At 61.4% G+C, this 20,371-nt stretch carries 17 protein-coding genes; 15 read left to right on the top strand and 2 right to left on the bottom strand.

The annotated features are described in order from the left end of the window. The first annotated feature begins 201 nt into the window (after positions 1-201). From RZS28_RS05685 to RZS28_RS05675, 3 genes are all read left to right on the top strand, one after another. A complete protein-coding gene (locus RZS28_RS05685) occupies positions 202-1,650 on the top strand; it encodes a histidine kinase (RefSeq protein WP_407340365.1) in 1,449 nt (482 codons plus the stop codon). A gap of 188 nt (positions 1,651-1,838) precedes the next feature. Next, positions 1,839-2,474 (top strand): response regulator, encoded by a 636-nt coding sequence (locus RZS28_RS05680; protein WP_407340364.1) that lies wholly within the window; start codon positions 1,839-1,841, stop codon positions 2,472-2,474. A 181-nt stretch (positions 2,475-2,655) separates the two neighbouring features. Continuing rightward, a complete protein-coding gene (locus tag RZS28_RS05675; RefSeq protein WP_407340363.1) occupies positions 2,656-3,798 on the top strand; it encodes a hypothetical protein in 1,143 nt (380 codons plus the stop codon). Positions 3,799-3,892: 94 nt separating this feature from the next. Here the strand turns inward: RZS28_RS05675 and RZS28_RS05670 are convergent, their stop codons facing one another. Continuing rightward, positions 3,893-4,648 carry an invasion associated locus B family protein gene (locus RZS28_RS05670; protein WP_407340362.1) on the bottom strand — a complete coding sequence of 252 codons (756 nt, stop codon included), beginning with the start codon at positions 4,646-4,648 and terminating at the stop codon, positions 3,893-3,895. A 377-nt stretch (positions 4,649-5,025) separates the two neighbouring features. On the opposite strand from RZS28_RS05670, the gene RZS28_RS05665 reads away from it, so the two are divergent. The 10 genes from RZS28_RS05665 (at position 5,026) to mutS (ending at position 17,256) form a co-directional block, all read left to right on the top strand. After that, positions 5,026-6,849, top strand: a complete 1,824-nt coding sequence (locus RZS28_RS05665; RefSeq protein WP_407340361.1) for an extracellular solute-binding protein — start codon at positions 5,026-5,028, stop codon at positions 6,847-6,849. A 38-nt stretch (positions 6,850-6,887) separates the two neighbouring features. Continuing rightward, entirely contained in the window at positions 6,888-7,664 is a 777-nt protein-coding gene (locus RZS28_RS05660; protein WP_407340360.1) for an SPFH domain-containing protein, read from the top strand. 170 nt (positions 7,665-7,834) lie between these two features. Beyond that, positions 7,835-8,395 (top strand): hypothetical protein, encoded by a 561-nt coding sequence (locus RZS28_RS05655; RefSeq protein WP_407340359.1) that lies wholly within the window; start codon positions 7,835-7,837, stop codon positions 8,393-8,395. Between the two features lie 22 nt (positions 8,396-8,417). After that, entirely contained in the window at positions 8,418-8,963 is a 546-nt protein-coding gene (locus RZS28_RS05650; RefSeq protein WP_407340358.1) for a hypothetical protein, read from the top strand. 103 nt (positions 8,964-9,066) lie between these two features. After that, positions 9,067-9,729: a DsbA family oxidoreductase gene (locus tag RZS28_RS05645; protein WP_407340357.1), complete on the top strand. Its 663-nt coding sequence runs from the start codon at positions 9,067-9,069 to the stop codon at positions 9,727-9,729. Between the two features lie 104 nt (positions 9,730-9,833). Continuing rightward, entirely contained in the window at positions 9,834-10,484 is a 651-nt protein-coding gene (locus RZS28_RS05640) for a DsbA family protein (protein WP_407340356.1), read from the top strand. A gap of 321 nt (positions 10,485-10,805) precedes the next feature. After that, on the top strand, positions 10,806-11,522 hold the full coding sequence (locus RZS28_RS05635) for a DUF1013 domain-containing protein (protein WP_407340355.1): 717 nt from the start codon (positions 10,806-10,808) through the stop codon (positions 11,520-11,522). A gap of 161 nt (positions 11,523-11,683) precedes the next feature. Beyond that, positions 11,684-11,995: a hypothetical protein gene (locus RZS28_RS05630; RefSeq protein WP_407340354.1), complete on the top strand. Its 312-nt coding sequence runs from the start codon at positions 11,684-11,686 to the stop codon at positions 11,993-11,995. Between the two features lie 466 nt (positions 11,996-12,461). After that, positions 12,462-14,396 carry a potassium transporter Kup gene (locus tag RZS28_RS05625; RefSeq protein WP_407340353.1) on the top strand — a complete coding sequence of 645 codons (1,935 nt, stop codon included), beginning with the start codon at positions 12,462-12,464 and terminating at the stop codon, positions 14,394-14,396. A gap of 52 nt (positions 14,397-14,448) precedes the next feature. After that, on the top strand, positions 14,449-17,256 hold the full coding sequence (gene mutS, locus RZS28_RS05620; protein ID WP_407340352.1) for a DNA mismatch repair protein MutS: 2,808 nt from the start codon (positions 14,449-14,451) through the stop codon (positions 17,254-17,256). A 54-nt stretch (positions 17,257-17,310) separates the two neighbouring features. Here the strand turns inward: mutS and epsC are convergent, their stop codons facing one another. Next, entirely contained in the window at positions 17,311-18,267 is a 957-nt protein-coding gene (gene epsC, locus RZS28_RS05615) for a serine O-acetyltransferase EpsC (protein ID WP_407340351.1), read from the bottom strand. 726 nt (positions 18,268-18,993) lie between these two features. Here epsC and RZS28_RS05610 point away from each other — a divergent pair. Both RZS28_RS05610 and RZS28_RS05605 read left to right on the top strand, forming a co-directional pair. Continuing rightward, positions 18,994-19,356, top strand: a complete 363-nt coding sequence (locus RZS28_RS05610) for a septal ring lytic transglycosylase RlpA family protein (RefSeq protein ID WP_407340350.1) — start codon at positions 18,994-18,996, stop codon at positions 19,354-19,356. A gap of 313 nt (positions 19,357-19,669) precedes the next feature. Beyond that, on the top strand, positions 19,670-20,359 hold the full coding sequence (locus RZS28_RS05605; RefSeq protein ID WP_407340349.1) for a Crp/Fnr family transcriptional regulator: 690 nt from the start codon (positions 19,670-19,672) through the stop codon (positions 20,357-20,359). The last annotated feature ends 12 nt before the right edge of the window (positions 20,360-20,371 follow it).

Genomic DNA, 20,371 nt, shown 5'->3' with positions numbered 1-20,371 from the left:
TTCGCGGTAAACCCTGGCGTCGCATATCAAGTGCGGCTTAAATGGGCTATGCGGCTTCGCACCGTCAAGTCTCTCCGCATCTGTTTGCGGCGGGTGGACTGACGAGGCGGCGAGCAAGGCGAAAGCGAAAGCCGGCGGGGCGGCGCAACCCGTTCGATCGGATTGCCGATCGAACCATGGCGACAGGTGAAGGAGACCCCGATGCCGCACGAGACGATGAAAAACTCGATGCGGATGCGATTGATTCTCATTCCGTCCGGCATTTTGCTGCTCGGAATCATCGCCGCGATCGTCGTGACGCTCTCCAACGCCAGGGCGCGGATCGCCTCGGAAATCGACTCCGGGCTCAATCTGGGCGATCACCTGATCGGCTATGCGCTCGACGATCTCGCCGCCTCCAAGAACCCGGACGCCGCCTTGCGGCGGCTGCGCGACGGACTCTCCCACGTCAGACATATCGAGGTCGCCTATCGGGCGCAGGCTCCCGAGACGGGACAGGAGCCGGCCAAACCTTCGCCCTTTGATCCTTCGGCGAAAGCGCGATCGTCCGCGCCGGACTGGTTTCTCCATTTGTTCGAGCCGGCGCGGATCGAAAAGAGTTTCCCGGTTTCGATCGGCGGCGAGCGGCGCGGCGAGCTCGTGATGTCGAGCGAACCTGCAGACGAGGCGGCGGAAATTTGGGAGAGCCTGGTTTTCCTGACGGCGCTCATGACGGCGATTTCAATCGCCATCGTCGCGCTCCTCCTTTTGACCGCGCGTCACACGCTGAAGCCGATCCATCAATTGGTCGATGGGCTCGATCGGCTCGGGCGCGGGCAATTCGACGCTCTTGGGGAGATCCGTATTTCCGAATTGCGCCAGATCGGCGAGCAATTCAACCGCCTCGCCCGCACCCTCGCCCGCGCCGAGGAGGAAAATCATCTGCTGATCGACCGTTTGCTGTCGATCCAAGACGCCGAAAGAAAAGAGCTCGCCCGCGAGCTGCACGACGAGTTCGGCGCCTCCTTGTTCGGCATCAGGGCGGCGGCCTCCTGCATCGTCGAGGCGGCGGCGACAGGGACGACCGACGCCGCCACAAAGACGGAGATCGTCAGCCGCGCGCAGGCGATTTCCGCGCTGGCCGATGCGATCCAGAAGCAGAATTATCGCATTCTGGACCGGATCCGGCCGGTCATCCTGCATCAGATGGGCCTGCCCGACGCGCTCCGCCACCTCGTCTCGTCCTGGCGCGCCCAGCACCGCGAATTCGATTGCGACATTGAAATTCCGCCGGAAAGCCTGAAGCCGCGCCCCGCTCTCGATGAAGAGGTCAGCCTGACGAGCTATCGAATCGTTCAGGAATGCCTGACCAATGTCGCCCGCCATTCGAAAGCGAAAGTGGTCCGCGTCGCGATGGATTTTTGCGCCGGCCCGCCGTCTCGGCCAGGCGAAGCCGCAGCCGATGCGACTGAGGCCGGTCCGAGCCTTCGCCTGTCGATCGAAGACGACGGCGTCGGCTTGCCACTGGAATTCAAGTTCGGCTTCGGCATTCTCGGCATGAGCGAACGCGTTCGCAAGCTTGGCGGGCATTTGAAAATTGGCAATGGCGCCCGCGCCGGCGCCATCGTCGAGGCCTCGATTCCCCTGGGCGCCCCCGCGCCCTCCGCTTAAAGCATGTCCTTGAAAAAAATGATCGACTTTTTCGATGAGGGCATGCTCTAGCTCTTTGAATTCGCCCGACTCCTTATTCAACCTCTGGGCGCGCGGCAGGGAGGCGTTCTCGGGGCGTTCGCGCTGGCCCGCCGGGCGGCCTTGCGAGACAATGCCAATCATGACGCGGCGGAGATAGGCGACGAGACGTGAGCCAATCGATCAAGATATTGCTGATCGAGGATCATCCGATCGTTCGCGACGGATGCTTGCGCATATTCGCCAGGCGTCCCGATTTGGAAACCATGGAGGCGAGCTCGGCCGAGGCGGGACTCGCCGCAAACCGGCGTTTTCTGCCGAATGTCATTATTCTCGATGTGGAATTGCCCGACGCCAGCGGCCTTGACATCATTCCGGCCCTGCTCGCCGATAATTCGGCGACCCGCATCGTCATCTTCAGCATGTACGAGGCTGTGACCTTCGTCTCAAAAGCGCTCGAAAAAGGCGCGCGCGGCTACGTGACGAAGAATGACGATCCCGATGCGATCCTGCGCGCGATCGACGAAATTCTGGCCGGATCGGTCTATCTCGGCCGCTCGGTCGCGCAAAATCTCGCTTTGGTCAATTTCGCGCGGGCCGAAGACCCTTTGCGCGCCTTGAGCGACAGGGAGCGCCAGGTCGTCGCGCTTCTCGGCGACGGCAAGAGCCTTTCTGAAATTTCCGCGACCCTCGCCATCGGGTACAAGACGGCGGCCAATATCGTTTCCGCCCTGAAGCAGAAATTGCATATCGCAACCAGCCCCGCCCTCATCAAGTTCGCAGTCGAGCTGAAGGGCAGGTCGTGAGGCGGGCGACATTCGCGCCGCCTTCGGGGGAAAGCGAACGCCGAATTGGTTGAAACCGGTCTGCGCGGCGCTCGCGCAACGATCTGTTTCGGCCTGAGTGATCGAACTATACGGTCGCCGTCATCGGTCAATGCTCGCAGAGTGAGCATTTGGCGATGCGAGCGAAATATCAAATAGGACAATGATGACCTGCCATGACAACGCGCTCGACGAGGCATTGAAAAGCCTGGGCCTCATTCGCTTCGATCCGCCTGCGCCAAAGCCCGGCGGATTGGTCCATGTCTTTCAAATTCTGGGGGAGCTGTCGCACGCGCGGCTCGCCGACATCGCCGAGGAATACGCCGCCCCTGGCGGAGTCGATTTCGGCTTTGCCGAACATCGCGAGTTCAATGCTTTCGCGCAGCGAAGCTCGAAGGACGTCATTTGCATCTATTCGTCGACCGTCAGGACGATGTGGAGCCTATGCAATGCGGTGATGACGATCCGCGAAATTTTCCCCTGGATCGACGACGTCGATCGGCTCGGAGAGAATTCGGCTCCCCCAGCCAAGGGCGAGTTATTTTTCGTCCAGCAGACGAGCGCCGCAAGCGGAGAAATCGAGCCGATCCGCCGCAAATTGGCCACGGCCTTGTTCGATGTCGCGATGGATTTCGCGTTGATGCATGAGGTCGGCCATCTCTGGAACGGCCATGTCGATCTCCTGCGCCAGGAGATCGACCCGCTGCCGCTTCGGGAAATGCGACCCGGCGAAGCCAAGGGTTTCGATTTGGCCGAGGCCCAGGCCTTGGAGTTCGACGCCGATTCCTTCGCGGCCCAGAAGGTCTTCGCGCGGGCCTATCGCGAAAATCAATTCAAGGAATTTTCGGAAGGCTTGCTGAAGGACCATCGGCTTCCGCTCGATGGCGACCATACGGCGACCTGGTATTTCACCTGGTTCGCGATTTACGCCTTTTTCCGCCTGTTCGACGAAGCCTGCGCGGCGGCCGACCTTCAAAAAAGGCCGCAGCCTCGCGCGGCGCTTCGGCAAGCCTGCCTCTTGTCCACGGTCGCAGCGGTGTGCGATCGACAAGGATGGTCAAAACTCACAATGCCGAACTGGGAAGTCCTGGCGACCGCCGCCGGACTCGAAGCGGAGGGAGCGATCTGCCGCTTGCGGCGCGTCGCGCTCGATGCGAACGCCTTCCGTTCAGCCTGGCAAGGCCCCGCCTTTGACCAGATCGAAGCCTATTTGCAGAGCTGGGATGTTTTGGCGCCGCGGCTCAAGCTGTTCAAGCGCGGCGCGATGCAAGCCAAATCTGAGCCCTCGTCAGTGACGGACGCATGAGACGCAGTTCGGCGTCCCGCGACGAGGGTGTGTCCAGGCGGCGACGGACTCGCGCGGCAAAGGCCGCGCGAGCGCGCCATGAGACGCCTTATGGCTATTTTGCCGGCGCCGGCGCGGCTGGAGCGCCTGCTTGCGGCTTCGAGGCGTCAGGCTTGGCGGCTTCGAGGCGCTTGCGTTCTTCTTCGGCCCGCTTCTGCAGTTCGTCCTGCAATTTCTTTTGCTGCTCCTCGAGAACTTTCGGATCGATCGGCGGTCCATCGAAGGCCTTGCCAAAGCCGGTCAGCGGGACCCCGAAAGTGACCAGGTTGTTGACCTGATTCTTGACCGCGACATTCAGGACCGAACCCTTCTTGAGTTCTGCGAGCGTGGTCCCTTTGACCCGGGCTTCGGCGAAACAGCCATTCGGGAAGCAGATTTCGAAATTGCCTTCGATCGTCTCGCCTTTATCGATGGCGAAGCGGAAGCCCGGCCGTAGCATCAGGCCCACGGGCAGCAAGAGCCGGACGATGCGGTTCTCATCCCCGGCGACGTCATAGACGGCGAGCGCCAGAACCGGCGGCTGGTCAGCCTGGGCGCTGAAATCGCGCGTCGTGTAGCAGATTTCCTTGTTGGCGGCCGGATCCTTGCCGCAAACCTTGGTCCAGTCGTTCTGGGTCGGCAAAAGATCGATTTTGATCGGGCCTTGCGGCGGCTGACCGGGAGCCGGCGCATTTGGAGCGGGTTGCGCCGGAGCGGGCTGCGCCGCAGCCGGAGGCGCGGGCTTCTTCGCCTGCGCGAAAGCCTCCGCGCCGCTCAGCAGGAAAAAGCCAGCCAAGCCAGCCGCGCCGAAGCGTTTCAACGAGAACGGCATTAGATTTCCTTTCAAATGATCGGCCTTTGAGAGAATCGTCCTGGAAGCGTCGGCGCGCCTACCAACCCGCAACAGCCCTCTTTTCATGCGGCTTTGGAGGCAACCAGCGGCAGACAAAGCCGACATTGTGCGCCCCCGTCAAGAAACGCGCGGATCGGCGCGGCCTTAATTGTGGCGAAATCGACTTTACCGCTTGGGTTAAGCATATTGTCGTCAGCTTGCAAGTCTGCTCGCAAGCGCAGTCTGGAGCTTGGCTATATTGCTTCGAGCGATCTTTTGAGGCGTCTCGCCGCGGCGGAGGGGCGAAGCGGCCTTCTGCCCAGGCTCGCCATGCGAATCACATTTCGATGGTCTAAATTGCGGCGATGATGAAACAGATGATTCGATTGGCTTCAGCCGTTCTTGCCGCTGGCGTCCTTGCTCTGGCGCTCGCCCATTCTCCGCGCGCCGAACCCGCCGCATCGACGCCGGAGCCGGCGATCGCCATGCATGGCGAGCCCGACCTGCCGGCCGGGTTCGACCATCTGCCCTATGTCGAGCCGAATGCGCCGAAAGGCGGCCGCCTGACGATCGGCTTCCAGGGCACGTTCGACAGCCTCAATCCGTTCAACCTGAAGGCGGGCTCGACCGCGCAAGGGCTCAACGGCAATGTCTTCGAGACCTTGATGACGCGCTCGCTCGACGAGCCTTTCACGCTCTACGGATTGATCGCGCAGACCATCGAAACCGACGCCGATCGCTCCTTTGTGACCTTCCGGCTCGATCCGCGCGCGCATTTCTCCGATGGCGTTCCGATCACCTCGGCCGACGTGCTTTTCACCTTCAATCTCCTCAAGACCAAGGGGCGGCCGCAGCAGCGCGCAGCCTATTCGCTCGTCAAGGCGATCGACGCGCCCGACCCTTTGACCGTCCGCTATGATCTCAAAGGCGTTGGCGACCGGGAAATGCCTTTGACCCTCGCGCTTATGCCGGTGCTCCCGCGCCATAAGATCGACCCGGCGAAATTCGACGAGGCCAGCCTTGAAATCCCGACCGGGTCTGGGCCCTATCGCATCGTCGACGTGAAGCCCGGCGAGCATCTGATTCTGCATCGCGACCCAAATTATTGGGCCAAGGATCTGCCGATCCGCCGCGGCCTTTATAATTTCGATGAGATCGACATCGAATATTTTCGCGACGCCAACAGCCTGTTCGAGGCGTTCCGCGCCGGGCTCCTCGATTTTCGCACCGAAACGAACCCGGTCCGCTGGACATCGTCATATGATTTTCCCGCTATCCGCGATCACAGGATGATGCGCGAAAGCCTGCCCATGGGCGGACCGAAGGGCATGGACGGATTTGTCTTCAATCTGCGCCGGCCGCTCTTTACCGACATAAGAATACGCGAAGCGCTTGGCCTTATGTTCGACTTCGAATGGATCAACGCCAATCTCTATGATGGGCTCTACATCCGGACGAAGAGCTTTTTCGACGAGTCCGAGCTCGCCTCGACCGGGCGGCCTGCGAGCGAAGAGGAGCGCCGCCTCCTCGCGCCTTTTCCGGGCGCGGTCCGCGACGACATTTTGGAAGGGCGATGGCGGCCGTCGGCGACGGACGGGTCGGGGCAAGACAGGACGGCGCCCAAACGCGCGCTCGAGCTCCTGCGGCAGGCCGGCTACGCGATCACGAACGGGCGTCTGGAGAAGGACGGCGCGCCGCTCGCCTTCGAGATCATGGTTACGGATCGCAACCAGGAGCGGCTCGCGCTCAATTACGCCGATTCGCTCGCGCGGATCGGAGTTGCGGTAAAGGTCAGGCTCGTTGACGAAGTGCAATATCAGCGGCGGCGGCAGAAGTTCGATTTCGACATGATGATCGGAAGCTGGATCGCCTCCGCCTCGCCGGGCAATGAGCAGCGCTCGCGCTGGGGCTCCGCCAGCGCCGATCAGGAAGCCTCGTTTAATCTCGCCGGCGCCAAATCGCCCGCCATCGACGCTCTGATCAGCGCCCTTCTCACCGCCAAGACGCAGGAGGATTTCGTCGCCGCCGTTCGAACCTATGACCGCGTGCTTCTTTCCGGGTTCTATATCGTTCCGCTGTTTCATGCGCCGGATCTATGGACCGCCGCGTCGACGAAGCTCGCGAGGCCGCAGCAGCTGCCGCGCCACGGATCGCCGACAGGCGGCGCGACGCTCGATACATGGTGGAAAAAAGAGCCTTGACGCGTGGGCGGGCGCGAATCGCTGATTGGAGACAATTCATGTTCGACGTCCATGCCATTATCGCCGCGGTCGCCATCGCCTTGGTCCTGCTTCTGCTCGCGAGCCTGCGCATCGCCAACCAATATCAAAGGGCGGTTGTGTTCCAGCTCGGCAGATATGTCCGCACCGCGGGACCGGGGCTCTATCTGTTGATCCCTTTGGTCGAATGGAGCCGCACGGTGGATATGCGCACCATGACGACGGCGGTCGAGCAGCAGGAGGCGATCACCAAGGATAATGTGCCGGTCAAGATCAACGCGGTGATCTGGCGCAAGGTGATCGATCCGGAACGCTCGGTCATCGAGGTCGTCAATGTCGGCGAATCGGTCGTCCAGGTCGCCGTGACCGCGCTGCGCGGCGTCATCGGGCAGCATACGCTCGACGATGTGTTGAAGGAGCAGGATACGATCTCGGCGGCTTTGCAGGATTCGATCGATCGCGTCACCGAGCCCTGGGGCGTGAAGGTCGAGCGGGTGCAGATGAAGAATGTCGAAATTCCCAACTCCATGCAGCGGGCCATGGCGCAGGAGGCCGAGGCCCATCGCGAAAAGCGCGCCCGCCGCATCAAGGCGGAAGCCGAGGTCGAAGCCGCGGCTTTGTTGCGGCAGGCGGCGGAGACGATCATGCAAAGCCCGGCCGGGCTCGAATTGCGCCGCATGCAAATGATCACCGAAGTCGGCGCCGAGCAGAACACGATGACGATCATCATGATGCCGAGCGAATTCGTCGAAATGGCGCGGGCGTTCGCGGGGAGCGGTGGGGAAGGGGGACGGTGAGGGGCCGGCTGTGAGCCAGAGCTGGATCGGATTTCTTCCGCCGCGTTGTTCATCACAATCGCATGGTGTGAACAGTGAGGATTAGCCACTACATGTAGTCTAGAACATTGCGCGAATCGCAGTTTCTGGTATGTTCTTTTAGCAAATCAACCAGATTGAGGGCGCGCTTTATGGTCAAGACGCGACGACAGGAACACGATCCGCGATTTTCAGAACGAGACAATCCTGAGGCTAAAATTTGGGACCGACGTCCGGACGAGCGGAGTATTCAGGACCTCAAACAGCATGTGATACAAACTGGCAAGCCGGACGAATGGAAGTGGCATTGCCACTCTACTCCACCCATTGGCAGCCGCATGCCAGAATTAATTGCCGAAGACATCGACATTCCGGAACGCTTACGCAGCGTTGTAGGTGCGGCGCCTTGTCCGCTTTGTTCACTACGAGGGCCTAAATATTTTCACGGAATGCTCGTCTTTTATCGGCAAGAGAAAGCATTGCGTGTTATTGGCCGTGAATGTGGACGAAATTTCTATGGTGATGGCTTCGAAGCAGAGATCAAGGCCTCAAGATTGCGGCGAGCGGATGACAGCGCGCTGGGCTTTCTAATAGACAACCTAGGCACGGTAAGGGATCTCCGTCGATCAATTACTTTACTTCTGCCGCGCGCCCGCCATTTCGACATGCTACGTTCAAAGGTTATCGACACAATCACAAAAAAAAGCTGCTAAGCAAATTTACAGGCATATAAGCTTGGATGGTCTACTTAAGTTATACGAAACAATCTTGGTTCCTCGATTTGCCTACGATGGAAAGCCAATTATTAACTCAAATAACGAAGCAGAAACCAAGCGGGACGAGTATGTTTCTGCTAGTTTTGCTCTCCGAAGTGGACAGATGTTAATTCACAGAGGTCAGCTTTCAGAGGCTCTACTTCATCAGGCCGATAGGGCGCTCGCTTTAATTGATTACGACAATGATGACGCAATAATAGAAGCGTTATTTACTGCCGGGGTCGAGGGGCGCGCCAAGGCGTGGAATGACTTACGCCACGCGTGGGATTCGATCACTGAGGCTTGTAATCTTTGCCGAGAGACTCAAGAATTTCTTGAGGCGGGCAACCTCAAGAATCTTGTTACTTGGACAAATGATTGGCGGGCGCCCATCCATATAAAGTGTGGGTTCGATCAAGCTGGTCGTGTTTGGTTCAAAAACAGCCGCTTTCGTTATGACCTGATACCTAATTCGTCTGACATTACAGCGCCGCTACCCGAAATTCCAAGGAAAGGTTCTCGGTGAGTCGGTTTCTAATCCGGCACCCTCTCGGTTACACAAAACTTCGTAAAACTAGCACATCCAAACCCCGCCCGCGCTGGCCAAATTCTTGCTTTGAGCTTTCTTCATGAGTCCAGCCAGATCCGACGCTTTCATCGCCATCGACGTCATCGCCGATGTTGTCTGTCCGTGGTGCTACATCGCCAAGCGCGGGCTCGAATCCGCCATAGCCGCGCAGGACGTTGGCGTTCATCTGCGTTGGCGGCCCTTCCAGATCGATCGCTCGGTCCCGGAAAATGGCGTCGCCTGGCGAACCTATCTCGCCAAGAAATTCGGCCAGGATCGGGTGGAGGAAGCGCTTCGATCCATGGTCGCCGCCGGCCGCGAGGTCGAGCTTTCCTTCGCCTTCGACAAGATCGAACGCATGCCGAATTCGCTCGACGCGCATCGGCTCGTTCGTTTCGCGAAGTTCGGCGCCCTCGAGGGTCGAATGGTCGAGCGCCTGTTCAAAGCCTTCCTGGTCGAGGGGCGGGACATTGGCGATCGGCGTCTGCTCATCGAGCTTGGCGTCGAGACCGGCCTCGATCGCGACCTTCTCGAGGAGGTTTTTGCGCAAGGCGACGATATTCAATCGGTCAAGGACGAATTGGCGACGACGCGAAGGCTCGGGGTCGCCGGCGCGCCTATGTTCATTTTCGGCGACGATGTGGTCGTGCCGGGGCCGCAATCGAAAGAAGTCTTCGCCGCCGCGCTTTTGAAGGCGCGCCAGGCGCCCTCGCGCGCGGGCTGACGTTTCTCGCCGCAAGACCGCGCTCGCCTCGTTCCGCGAGCAAAGCATGGAATTTGCTTTAAGCTTTGGCGCGGCGTGTTCCAGCAAGAATACAGGAGCGATGGATGAGCGGCGACGAGCCTGGTCCAATTCCAATCGATATCGTCGGCGACTTGGTCTGTCCTTATTGCTTCATCGGCTTACGCCTGGCGCATGCCGTCGTCGGCTCCGTGCCGGGTCTCGCGGTCGACATCCGCTGGTATCCTTTCCAGCTCGATCCCGAGAGTCCGCCGCAGGGGCAAGATCGGCGCGCCTATCTCGAAGCGAAATTCGGCGCTGACGGCGTTGAAGCGGAGCTTGCCCGCGCGGCCGCGCTCGCGCGCGAATTCGGGCTCGAGCTCGCTTTCGACAAAATCACGCGCCAACCGAATACATTCGACGCGCATCGGCTGATCCGGTTTTCCTATGGGTTCGGGGTTCAGGCCCAGATCGTCGAGCGTCTATTCCAGGCGTTTTTCCTTCAAGGGCAGGACATTGGCGATCGCGGCGTTCTTTGCGCGCTTGCCGCCAAATCACGGATGGACCCCGGCTCGGTCGAGCAATTTCTCGACGCCGGCGACGACGCGGCCGCTTTGCGGCGGGAAATGGCCGACATTCGCGCCTCGGGCGTCGAGGAGGTCCCGCGGTTCACCTTCGCCGGCAAGCAGGACATCGTCGGCATAAAAACGGCGGACGTCTTCGCCGACGCGCTGTTCAATTCGATCGACGACGGGTGAGCCCTTCGATCCGCGCCCCTGGGGCTCGGATCGCGTTGAATGCTTGCCCAGCCGTCGGCGGCCTTGCTGTATAGCTCAAGGCTGGCTCGCCTCCCGGCGCATCTTTCCGCTTGGCCTCGGTCGGACGGATTGACGGCTTGCGCGTCATTGCCTTCGGGCGCGCCGCCGCCTATATATTGGCGCTATTCCCGTCATGGCTAAAAGATTTGAGCCTTGCTCGCGAGCCTCGCCCCGGCGCGGCGGGGAGCGCGGAGCACTATTTGGCGCGGCCGCGAAAGCTGCGGGATTTCCCCCTTTTTCGAGCGCGAAGGAGAAAAACGAATGAGCAATGCGCCGCTAATGCCCAAGGCCACCGCCGTCTGGCTTGTCGAGAACACATCGCTCACGTTCGAGCAGATCGCCAATTTCTGCAAGCTTCATCCTCTCGAAGTGAAAGGGATCGCCGACGGCGAAGTCGCCGCCGGAATCAAGGGAAACGACCCTATCACCTCAGGGCAATTGACCAGGGAGGAGATCGCCGCGGCGGAAAGGGACGAGAATCGTCAGCTGCAGCTCGCGGTCTCGAAGGTGCGTCTGCCAGAGCCTGCCCGCCGACGCGGCGCGCGCTACACGCCTCTGTCGCGACGCCAGGACCGGCCGAACGCGATCCTTTGGCTGGTGCGCAATCATCCCGAGCTGAAGGACGCGCAGATCATGCGTCTCGCCGGCACGACCAAGACGACGCTGCAGGCGATTCGCAACCGCACCCATTGGAACTCTGCGGCCTTGTCGCCGGTCGATCCGGTCAGCCTTGGCTTATGCTCGCAAATGGATCTCGATTTCGAGGTCAATCGCGCCGCCAAGGACCGTCCTGTGGTTGAGGAGGACCACGGCCAGACCTTGGTCCCCGCCGAAGTCACCACGCGTTCGCCCCATGAGGAGCGTTCGACCGAGGCCGAGGTCTTTGGCAATGCGCCCGCCAAGCGGCCGGAGCGGGAGGCCGACATCGACGTCGACTCGGTCTTCGCGAAGCTCAAGGATCTCAAGGTCAAGGAATGAGGCGTCTTCTCCTCGGGGGCCTGCGGCTCCGGAAATTTCGCGAGGGCCTCGAACCAGGCGCGCGCATTGGCGGATTGTTAGGCCGAATCATGGCTTCTAAGGGCGTGTCCTAGCGATGCGATTCGCATCGCGCCGGATCTTATGCGCTGGAGAAGATGACAATGATGAGCCTTGCTGCGCGCGCAGGCGCATGTGTTAGCCTCGTTTTGGCGGGCGCTTGTTTTTTTCAAGCTCACGCGGCCGACCTCGACCGCACCTGGGGCGGCTACGCGCCGCCGCGACCGGCTCCTTTCACGGTCGGCGTCGACGCAAGGTGCAGGATTATCCCGGCGCCGGAGCTGGACCTCGTCGGCGACACTGCGCGCTTCCATCCGCAGGCGGTTTGCCAGTCGCGCGGCCTTTATGCGGATTCTCTTGAGTTTCCCGGCGCGCCAGTCTTTTACGGCCCCGCTTATGGCTACGCGCATTACTAGCGCGCGAGACTCGAAGCCATAGGCCATTTCTCGAAAAGAGCCTGCTCAATCAAAAACTTCGGCGGCGATCCATCAGATCGGATCGCGCGCGCGTCAACAATGAGTTTGAGGCGGACGAGGGGCCGAGCGCTATCGCTTCAAGGCGATCCGCCATCGCCCTCGGCTGTCCGCTTGATCGCGATTCAATCTCCGAAAAAGCCGCGACTTGTCACAAATCAGGCGCTAACTCCAGTTTTTGATGTGCGTCGATTTTTCTGGTTCGGATTGGTTCCGCTTCTTGATCTTGCGCGCCCCCATCTCGATGTGATGTGCGATCTGATCGAGATGCGCGGCTTCCAGGGCGGCCGCTCCCGCCGCCGAAGCCGGGCCTCTTCTCTCGCGCGCCGGAAGCCGCTATACCCCCGCCGCGCGCAACCTTTTGCGGACCGCACTGCGTCAGGGGCGCCGCCCCTCGAAGGGATTTCAAATGGCGCAGCAGATCGCGCAAGAGCCCAGTCCATCCACGATCGCGCAGCAGCCAGCCGGCGAGCCCCCCCTTATCCGCCAAAAAAGCAGCTTTGCGGCCTTGGCGCTCGGCTCACTCGGCGTCGTCTATGGCGATATCGGAACGAGCCCGCTTTATGCGCTGCGCGAGTCGCTGCATCACATCAAAGCTGGCGGCGTCACCGAAACAGGCGTGATCGGAACCGTGTCCCTGTTGCTTTGGGCGCTGTTCTTCACCGTCACCGCGAAATATGTCTTGTTCCTGATGCGGGCCGACAATAAAGGCGAAGGCGGCACGCTGTCCTTGATGGCGCTCGCCCAGTCGGCGGTGGGCCATGGGGTCGCGCCGGTCTTCTTTCTCGGGGTCGCGGGGGCGGCGCTGTTTTCCGGCGATGCGATCATCACGCCGGCGATCTCGGTCTTGTCGGCGCTGGAAGGGCTCGAACTCGTCACGCCCATTTTTACGCCCTATGTTCTGTCTGGCGCCATCGCCATCCTGATTTCGATTTTCTGGGTGCAAAGTCACGGAACCGCCCGGGTAGCGGCGCTCTTCGGTCCGATCATGGCGCTGTTCTTCCTGGTGATTGGAGTCTTGGGCGCAACCAGCATTGGGAGCGCGCCGCGCATCCTTCTCGCCTTCGATCCGATCTATGGGCTGCGTTTCCTGCTCGGCCATGGCTTGCTCGGATTCGTCGTGCTTGGCTCGGTCTTCCTCGCCGTCACCGGCGCCGAGGCGCTCTACGCCGACATGGGTCATTTCGGCCGCAGTCCCATTCAAACCGCCTGGATGGTCTTCGTGCTTCCGGCGCTCACCTTGAATTATCTCGGCCAAGGCGCGCTCGTCCTGTCGAATCCGGCGGCGGTGGAAAATCCGTTTTTTCTGCTCGCCCCGCAATGGGCTCTCCTGCCGCTCGTCATCCTCGCCACGCTCGCCACGGTCATTGCGAGCCAGGCTGTCATCACCGGGGCCTATTCCCTGGCGCGCCAAGCGATTCAGCTTGGGCTTTTGCCGCGCATGCTGGTCCTGCACACGTCGGAGACGCAGGAAGGCCAGATCTTCATTCCAAGGGTCAATCGGCTCCTCTTGCTCGGAGTCTTGCTGCTCGTTCTCTTGTTCAAGAGCTCCAGCGCCTTGGCCTCGGCCTATGGCATCGCGGTGACCGGAACGATGGTGGTCACTACCTCGCTCGCTTTCGTCGTCGTTTGGAAGCTCTGGCATTGGCCCATCTGGCTCGCGGCGGTTTTTGTCTCCGCCTTTCTCGCAATCGATTTCGCTTTTCTCGCCGCCAATCTCATGAAGATCGTCGACGGCGGCTGGGCGCCTCTGCTGCTCGCCGGCTGCGTGATGGTCGTCATGTGGACCTGGGTACGCGGCGCCGCATTGCTCGCCAAGAAAACCCGGCGAGACTCCATCTCGATGCAGGATCTCATCCGCATGCTGGAGAAATCAAAGCCGATCCGGGTGGCGGGAACGGCGGTCTTCCTGACCAACACGCCCGAGGTCGCGCCCTCCGCCTTCATGCATAATCTGAAACATAATAAGGTCATGCATGAGCGGGTGTGGCTCATGTCGGTCGTGACAGAGGACACGCCGCGGGTGCCGATCAGCAGGCGGTTTGAAATCCAAAAGCTTTCCGAGGATTTCACCAGCATCATATTGCACTACGGCTATATGGAGAGCCCACGCATTCCGGCGGCGCTCGCGACCTTGCGCAAGGCCGCCGGCTTGAAGTGCGACATCATGACGACCTCGTTCTTCCTCGGCCGGCGCACGGTCAAGGCGGCCCAGCATTCCGGCATGCCGATATGGCAGGACAAGCTTTTCATCGTCTTGTACAAGCAAGCGGCGAACGCCACAGACTTCTTCTCGATCCCCTCCGACCGAGTGGTCGAGCTCGGCGAGCAGGTCACGGTCTGAGCCGCGCCGCTCGACGCTTCCGCCGCGGCGTCATCTGCTTTAGGCTCGCGCCATGCCGAAGCGCGCGAGCCGGACCCTACCACCCCAATTGACCAATTCGAGCCCGCAAGGCGAGGCGCGCGCGCCTGCGCCCGAATCGGAGGAGCAAACGGAGGCGGGCACAAAAATATCGCCGATGATGGCGCAATATTTGGAGATCAAGGCGGCCAATCCCGGATCGCTTCTGTTCTACCGGATGGGCGATTTCTACGAATTGTTTTTCGAGGACGCCGAGATCGCCGCCAAGGCGCTCGGCATCGTCCTGACTCGAAGGGGCAAACATGCGGGCCAGGATATTCCGATGTGCGGCGTTCCGGTCGAGCGCGCCGAGGATTATCTCAATCGGCTGATCGGCCAGGGCCATCGGGTCGCCGTTTGCGAGCAGATCGAGGATCCAGCCGAAGCGCGCAAGCGCGGCGGCAAATCGGTCGTCCGCCGCGAGGTCGTGCGCCTCGTGACCCCCGGAACCATCACCGAGGAGCTGCTGCTCGATCCGGCCCGCGCGAACTGTCTTCTCGCGATCGCGCGGGCGCCGCAGTCTGGCGGCGATTTCAGCTATGGCCTCGCCGCCGTCGACATTTCGACAGGCGCCTTTACCGTCTGCGAAGCGTCGCAGACGGCCCTTGAGGCCGAGATCGCGCGCCTCGATCCGGCCGAAATCGTTGCGCCTGAATCGCTTGTCGCCTCTCCGGGGTTCGCCCGCATCGCGAAGGAGACTCAACGGCCGCTGACTCCGCTCGGCCGGGAGGCTGGCGAGCGGCAAAGCGCCGAGCTGCGGATCAAGGATTATTTCGGTCTTGCTACGCTCGACGGACTCGGCGCCCTGTCCCGCGCGGAGATCGCCGCCGCCGCCGTCGCGCTTTTCTATATCGAACGCACGCAATTCGGCGCGCGTCCCGCCTTGGGTCTGCCCTCGCGGCTCGGGCGCGACGCGCATATGGAAATCGACGCCGCGACGCGCGCCAATCTCGAGCTCACGCGTACCCTGGCCGGCGGGCGCGAGGGCTCCTTGATCGCGGCCATTGACAGGACAGTCACGCCATCCGGCGGACGCCTTCTCGCCGAGCGAGTCTCGGCGCCGCTGACCGACGCGCCGGCGATTCTTCGCCGCCTCGACGCGGCGGCGTTTTTCGTCGACGACCCGGCGCTACGCAAGAATGTCCGGGCGCAGCTCAAATCCGCGCCGGATCTCGCACGCGCCCTGTCGCGGCTCGCGCTTGGTCGCGGCGGCCCGCGCGACCTTGCGGCGCTGCGCGACGGACTTGCCGCCGCCCACGCCCTGGCCGAAACGCTGCCCCAGTCGAGCGCGGCGCTTCCGGAGGAGCTGGCCGAGGCGGGCGCCGCCGCCGGAGCCGCCGATCCGACGCTTGCAGCGCGCCTGGGGTCAGCTCTCGCCGAATCCTTGCCGCTCCATCGCCGCGACGGCGAGTTCATTCGCGCCGCCTATGACGGCGCCCTTGACGAGCTTCGCGCCCTGCGCGACGAAAGCCGGCAGGTGATCGCAGCGCTTCAGGCGCGCTACTGCGATATGGCCGAAACGAAACAGCTAAAGCTCAAGCACAATCATTTCCTCGGCTACTTCATCGAGGTCCCGCAGGCGCAAGGCGAACGCCTTCTGAAGCCGCCTTATGACGCCATCTTCGCGCATCGGCAGACGATGGCCGACGCCATGCGCTTTTCGACCAGGGAGCTAGCAGAGCTCGAGGCGAAGATTTCTTCAGCCGCCGACGAGGCGCTCGCCCGCGAGCAGACGATCTTCGACGAACTCGCCGCGCTGCTCCTCGCTCAGGAGACGGAAATCAAGCGCGCCGCCCATGCGCTCGCCGCGATCGATGTCGCGGCTGGCCTCGCCGAACTGGCCGCCGCCTGCGATTGGACGAGGCCGCTGGTGGACGATTCGCTTGCTTTCGAGATCGAAGCCGGGCGCCATCCGGTCGTCGAAGCGGCGTTGCGCGCGAGCGGCCGGGTTTTTGTCGGCAATGATTGCGCGCTTTCCGGCCTTGCCGGCCGAGGCGGCCGGATCGCGGTCGTGACGGGGCCGAACATGGCCGGTAAATCCACCTATTTGCGGCAGAACGCCTTGATCGCCGTGCTTGCGCAAATGGGCTCCTTCGTTCCGGCGGCGAGGGCGCATATCGGCGTGGTCGACCGGCTTTTCTCGCGCGTTGGCGCCTCGGACGATCTCGCGCGCGGCCGCTCGACCTTCATGGTCGAGATGGTCGAGACCGCCGCGATCCTTAATCAGGCGAAGGAGCGCTCGCTCGTCATTCTCGATGAAATCGGGCGCGGCACAGCGACATTCGACGGTCTCTCCATCGCCTGGGCGGTTATGGAGCATCTGCATGAGAAAAACCGCGCGCGGGCGCTTTTCGCGACGCATTTCCACGAGTTGACGCAGCTCGCCAAGCGGCTTGACCGGCTCGACAATCTCACCGTCCGGGTGACCGACTGGAATGGCGACGTCGTCTTTCTGCATGAGATCATGGCGGGCGCCGCCGATCGCTCCTATGGCATTCAAGTCGCCAAGCTCGCGGGCCTGCCAGGTCCGGTGGTCGAACGGGCGCGAAACCTTCTCGCCGAATTCGAGGCCGCCGACCGGCTCTCCCATGTCGATCGTCTCGTCGCCGACCTGCCCCTGTTCACTATGTCATTCGCGGCTTCCTCTGCGACGCAGGCCCCCGCCGCTGACAGCGCTATCGCCCAAGCGCAAGATGACGCTCTCGGCGAGGCGATCGATGCGATCGATCCGGACGAGCTTTCGCCGCGCGCCGCGATCGAGGCGCTTTATCGTCTGAAGCAGCTTCGGGCCGAGCGCCGCTGAGCGGCGCGGCCAGCGGCCTCGCCTCGACGGCGCCCCTCGAACGATCATCCGTGGTCAGATTCCGCCGCCGTCGACGAAGACGTCGCTGCGCGCCTGGGCCTGCGTGATGTTGCTTCCGGGCGGCACGCTGCGCGTGAGCCAAACATTGCCGCCGATGTTCGAGCCGCGCCCGATGGTGACCCGGCCAAGGATGGTCGCGCCAGCGTAGATCACGACATCATCCTCGATAATCGGGTGCCGGGCGCCGCCCTTCAGCAAGGCGCCGTTTTCATCGACCGCGAACCGTTTGGCGCCCAAGGTGACGGCCTGGTAGAGCCGCACGTGCTCGCCGATGATCGCGGTCTCGCCGATGACGACGCCGGTGCCATGGTCGATAAAGAAGCTGCCGCCGATCTGCGCGCCCGGATGAATGTCGATTCCGGTCGCCGAATGCGCGATCTCCGAAATGATGCGGGCGAGGAGGGGAGAGCCCAATTGATAAAGCTCATGCGCGAGCCGGTGGCGGATGACCGCGACAATCCCCGGATAGCAAAACAGCACTTCATCGACCGAATGCGCCGCCGGGTCGCCCCGATAGGCCGCCTGAATGTCGCTTTCGAGGAGCGCCCGCACCTTTGGCAGACGCGCGGCGAACTCTCGCGTGATCTCATGGGCCCGTTGCTCGCGCTGGACGCCGCTCTCGCCGCGCGACTCGGACGTTAGCCGCAATTCCCGGCGCACTTGCTCGAGGAGCGCCTCGAGCGCCCGGCCGAGCAAGCTTCCGACGAAATAATCGACGCCTTCCTCGGTGAGGCCCGGGCGGCCGAAATGCCTCGGAAAAAGCGCCGCGGACAGACCGTCCACAATGTCGGCGAGCGCTTCCTGCGACGGCAGCTCGTAGATTACGCTATTGGATTTTGTCGTCTCTCGCCATTCGCTGCGTAAAGCTCGCAAATCTGAGACAATTCGATCGAGGTCCCAATTTGACTGCGTGAGCGCGCCTTCGTCGTTTCCTATGAGTTGATAGTCCATTTTGGATCCACTCCGCGTCAAAAGCCAAGAAGAAACGGGCTGGCCATTGTTGATCTTGATTGGCGGCGTCCTTCGGGGCGGCGTCAGATCCGCCATTCTATTACAGCGCCGCTGGCGCGTCGCAACGTATTCGGCTTCAGCCCTTCAAGTTCGACAAGCGGATCTGCCAAACAACGATTTCAAGCGAAAAGCGTATAGCATTACATCGAGAGAATAATATTCTTTTTTACGTTTGCCCAAGCAACGCCAAAATTCTCCATGGTTTTTGTCGATAGTATATAATAGGCATAAACTCTATTATTTGCATCTCCTTAGTTCCGCGATCGCTTATTCTCGGGCCGCGTCGCCTTCGTCAGTGAGCCTTCGCCGGGATGGCGCCCGCGTCCTGACAAATGCAAGAACTGTGCGCCGCTGCGCCCTTCCTGCGCGCTTTGCAAAATCGAGGAGGCCAGCAAAGCTTTCGCCTGCGGCGGCTTCCCGGCCGAAGAATGCCCTAAATCTGTCGAGAGTTGGGGCTGTCCAATAGATGTTAATATAGAGTCGAGCTATCAAGCGTCTGCATGTCTAATAACAAATTAATCGCGTTATTTATTGCCTCTTTTTCAGTCTCACAGCGATCGATTGACGGAGTTAGATAACTTATAGTCGAAACCAGCCAGCCGCCGTTCTTTTTATGGACACAATTAGGAAATAGCGAAGCCCATCTGCAACAACAGAATGGGTAGAATGTTGAAGGTTATCAGTGTAAGTATCGTAGTTTCCGCGTTTATCGGTCTTTTTCCAAATTCATCTTTTGCTCGGTCTCACGAAGGCTCCCTTATCAAAGCCTCGTTCTACACATCAGGAAGCCGGACCGCATCGGGCGAAGCCTTCGATCCAGATGGATTTACTGCCGCTAGCAGAACTCTGCCCTTTGGCGCGCGGCTTCATGTGACCAATCCCAAGACAGGCCGCTCGGTGATCGTGCGGATTAACGATCGCGGTCCGTTCATCCGCGGCCGCGGCCTGGACCTGGCTAGAGGCGCCGCCGCTGCTCTGGGGATCCTTGAGCAGGGCATCGCCACCCTCAAGATTGCTCGCCTGAACTAAAGTCGATCGCGCGTCGATTCTTTTAGGCCGGCTGACGCCGCGAGAGCAGATTCGCCTGGGTAGGCGAATCTGCTCTGCGCCTATGGAGAAGCGTCGATCCCCGCTGCCCTCCGGCCTTGTTCGACGACCGGGAATGCACGCGCCCGCCCTTGGCGGGCTGTCGGCTCTCCGCGCCGCGAGAGGTCGCCTGACTCGCATTGTTTGACGAAGCGCGCGAAAATCGCTGCAGCTTGTGCTAACGTAAAAATTGAAGCTCTTTCCGAGCCCCGGCGAATTGTCTTTAATATTTTAAGTCAGCTTCAAGCCCGCAGCCATGCAAACCCTCACGCGCATTCCCTTCTTCAAGGATGTCGCCGACCTCGACTTCGAGCGGTTCGATCGGCTTTGCGCCTGGCGGCGCTACGATGACGGCGAACTCGTCGTCGATTATGAAGACGAATCCTCCGACGTCTATTTCATCATCGCCGGCGAGGTTCGGATCCTGATCCGGACCATGGCCGGCAAGGAGATCATTCTCGGCGAGAGCAAGGCGGGCCAGTTTTTCGGCGAAATGACGGCGATCGACGGAGCCAAGCGCTCCGCCAATGTGACGGCGCTGACGAAATCCGAGCTTTGCATCATGCCCGCGCATGTGTTTCGCGAGGTGATCTTCACATCGCACACGACATGCGAAAGAATCTTGCGGCTGCTGACCGGGCGGGTGCGTGAGCTCAACGCGCGCCTCGCCGAACATTCGATCTTCGATCTCAAGCACCGCCTCTATTCAGAGCTCTTGCGCATGGCCCAGCCGCGCCCCGGCAAGCCGAGCGAACGCGCGGTGACGCCGCCGCCTTTTCACCACGTTCTCGCCGCGCGGATCGGGTGCCGCCGCGAACAGGTGACGCGCGAGCTCTCGGCCATGGCGCACGAAGGCCTCGTCGAAAAGACCAGGGGCGCGCTGGTCCTCGTCAAGCCGCACGTGCTGCAGACGCGCCTCGATGAGGCGATGCGCGAGGGAGGCTGAGCGCATTGTCGT

Origin of the sequence: Methylocapsa polymorpha (assembly GCF_045689225.1) — a bacterium.
In the GTDB taxonomy this organism is placed as follows: domain Bacteria; phylum Pseudomonadota; class Alphaproteobacteria; order Rhizobiales; family Beijerinckiaceae; genus Methylocapsa; species Methylocapsa polymorpha.
Note: the sequence above shows the minus strand (reverse complement) of the source record. Positions and strands in the feature narration are given on the sequence as shown.